This window comes from Streptomyces flavofungini, from assembly GCF_041028215.1.
In the GTDB taxonomy this organism is placed as follows: Bacteria; Actinomycetota; Actinomycetes; order Streptomycetales; family Streptomycetaceae; genus Streptomyces; species Streptomyces flavofungini_B.
The window spans coordinates 1-2,745 of record NZ_JASKYR010000848.1 but is presented as its reverse complement, the minus strand read 5'-3'; the positions used below and the strand labels follow the sequence as shown (position 1 = coordinate 2,745).

Genomic DNA, 2,745 nt, shown 5'->3' with positions numbered 1-2,745 from the left:
CTCGTGGACGGGGGCCCGCTCGACGATGCGGCCCGCGTACATCACGGCGATGGTGTCGGCGACGTCGGCGACGACGCCGAGGTCGTGGGTGATGAGGATCAGGCCCATGTTCATCTCGCGCTGGAGCTCGGCGAGGAGGTCCATGACCTGCGCCTGGACGGTGACGTCGAGGGCGGTGGTCGGCTCGTCGGCGATGATCAGCGCGGGTTCGAGGGCCATCGCCATGGCGATCATGATGCGCTGGCGCATGCCGCCGCTGAACTGGTGCGGGTACTGCCCGACCCGCTCCCTGGCCGCCGGGATGCGCACCCGGTCCATCAGCTCGACGGCCTTGGCCTTGGCGTCCTTGCGCGACATGCCCCGGTGCACGACGAACATCTCGGCGAGCTGGGCCCCCACGCTGAGCACCGGGTTCAGCGAGGACAGCGCGTCCTGGAAGATCATCGCCATGCCCGCGCCGCGCACCTTGCGGCGCTCCTCCTCCTTGAGCTTCAGGAGGTCCTTGCCCCGGAAGAGGATCTCGCCCGAGGTGATCTTTCCCGGCGGGGTGTCGAGGATGCCCATGATGGCCTGGGCGGTCACGGACTTGCCCGAGCCGGACTCGCCGAGCACGGCCAGGGTCTCGCCCGCCGCCACACTGTAGTCGACGCCGTTGACGGCGCGCGCGACCCCGTCCCTGGTCCGGAACTCCACGTGCAGGTCGCGTACGTCGAGCAGCTTGGCCGACGCGGACGCCCCGGCCGCTGACGCCTCGGATGCCACGGTTGCCATGGGCGCCTACCTCAGCTTCGGGTCGAGGGCGTCGCGCACCGCGTCGCCGAGCATGATGAACGCCAGCACCGTGATCGCCAGCGCGCCGGCCGGCCAGAGCAGCATGTGCGGGGCGTTGCGGATGTACTGGGAGGCGGCCGAGATGTCGATGCCCCAGCTCACCGTCGGCGGCTTCAGACCGACGCCGAGGTAGGAGAGCGTGGCCTCCAGGGCGATGTAGGTGCCGAGCGCGATGGTGGCCACGACGATGACGGGGGCCACGGCGTTCGGTGTGATGTGCCGGAGCAGCATCCGGGAGTTGGAGGCGCCGAGCGCCCGCGCCGCCTGGACGTAGTCGTTCTGTTTGGCGGTGATCACGGAGCCGCGCGCGATGCGGGAGATCTGCGGCCAGCCGAGCAGCACCATGAAGCCGACCACGGGCCAGACCGTGGAGCTGGTGACCACGGAGAGCAGCACGAGGCCGCCGAGCACCACGGGGATGGCGAAGAAGATGTCGGTGATGCGGGAGAGGACGGCGTCCCAGCCGCCGCCGAAGAACCCGGCGAGCCCGCCGAGGACGCTGCCGAGGACCGCGACGCCGAGCGTGGCGCACACGCCCACGGTGACCGAGACCCGCGTCCCGTAGACGACGCGCGTGTAGACGTCGCAGCCCTGCTCGTTGAAGCCGAAGGGGTGCCCGGGTGCCGACCCTTTCTGGGCGTTGCCGAGGTCGCAGTCGAGCGGATTGCGCGAGGCGATCAGCGAGGGCCACAGGGAGATCACGACGAGGAAGACGATGATCAGCCCGGAGATGATGAAGACCGGGTTGCGCCGCAGGTCGCGCCAGGCGTCGGACCACAGGCTGCGCGCCGGCGCCGAGGGACCGGTGCCGTCCGGCCCGGCAGATCCCCTCTCCAGGGACGTGCCCTCGCTCGCTGCGAGGTCCATCGCGCCGCCCATGCCGGTGGCGGCGATGGCCCTCTCTGGTTCCTGGGGTTCAGGCATAGCGGATCCTCGGATCGAGAACGGCGTACAACAGGTCGACGATGAGATTGGCCACCAGAAAGACCAGGACGAGTACGGTCACGAAGCCGACGACGGTCTGGGTGCTCTGGCGCAGGATGCCCTGGTAGAGCTGGAAGCCGACGCCGTGGATGTTGAAGATCCGCTCCGTGACGATCGCGCCGCCCATCAGCGCGCCCACGTCGGTGCCGATGAAGGTGACGACGGGGATCAGGGAGTTGCGCAGCAGGTGCCGGGTGACGACGCGGCGCCGGGGCAGGCCCTTGGCGACGGCGGTGCGGACGTAGTCGGCACGCCGGTTCTCCGCGATGGAGGTGCGGGTCAGCCGGGTCACGTACGCGAGCGAGACGGAGGCGAGCACCAGGCCGGGGACGATCAGCTCGTTGTAGGGCGCCTCGCTCGACACGGAGGGTTTGATGACGCCCCACTGGACGCCGAGGAGCAGTTGCAGGACGAGGCCGGTGACGAAGGTGGGGATGGAGATCACGACGAGCGTGAGCAGCAGCACCACGGTGTCGATGGGGCGCCCGCGCCGCAGCCCGGTGAGGACGCCGAGCGAGATGCCGATGACGATCTCGAAGACGATGGCCACGATGGTCAGGCGGATGGTGACCGGGAAGGCGGCCGACATCAGCTCGGTGACCTTCTGGCCGTTGAAGGCGGTGCCGAAGTCCCCGGTGAAGACGTTGCCCATGTAGGTCAGGTACTGCTGCCACACCGGCTTATCGAGGCCGAACTCCTGCTTGAGCCGCGCGGCGGTCGCCGGGTCGCACTTGCGGTCCCCGCACAGCCCCGCCACGGGGTCGCCCATCACGTTGACCATCAGGAAGATCAGGAGCGTGGCGCCGATGAAGACAGGGATCATCTGCAGCAGACGCCGGATCACATAACGTCCCATGAGGGGCTCCGGGGATAGTGGGGGCTCCGGAAACGGGTGGGGAGCGGCCCGCCGGGTGCCTCGTGGGCCCGGCC

3 protein-coding genes are annotated in these 2,745 nt (G+C 69.5%); all 3 read right to left on the bottom strand.

Annotated elements, in window-relative coordinates:
* A partial coding sequence (locus tag AB8Z36_RS35465) for an ABC transporter ATP-binding protein (protein WP_369217503.1) occupies positions 1-771 on the bottom strand: 771 nt, incomplete at its 3' end.
* Between the two features lie 6 nt (positions 772-777).
* On the bottom strand, positions 778-1,755 hold the full coding sequence (locus AB8Z36_RS35460; protein ID WP_369217502.1) for an ABC transporter permease: 978 nt from the start codon (positions 1,753-1,755) through the stop codon (positions 778-780).
* Positions 1,748-2,671, bottom strand: coding sequence for an ABC transporter permease (locus AB8Z36_RS35455; protein WP_369217501.1), 924 nt, complete (start codon positions 2,669-2,671; stop codon positions 1,748-1,750). The genes AB8Z36_RS35460 and AB8Z36_RS35455 overlap by 8 nt, the downstream gene beginning before the upstream one ends.
* Positions 2,672-2,745: the final 74 nt, after the last annotated feature.

What these genes read in the sequence shown, in the direction of transcription:
- AB8Z36_RS35460 (WP_369217502.1), bottom strand. Translation starts at nt 1,755, where the DNA reads ATGCCTGAACCCCAGGAACCAGAGAGGGCCATCGCCGCCACCGGCATG.
- AB8Z36_RS35455 (WP_369217501.1), bottom strand. Translation starts at nt 2,671, where the DNA reads ATGGGACGTTATGTGATCCGGCGTCTGCTGCAGATGATCCCTGTCTTC.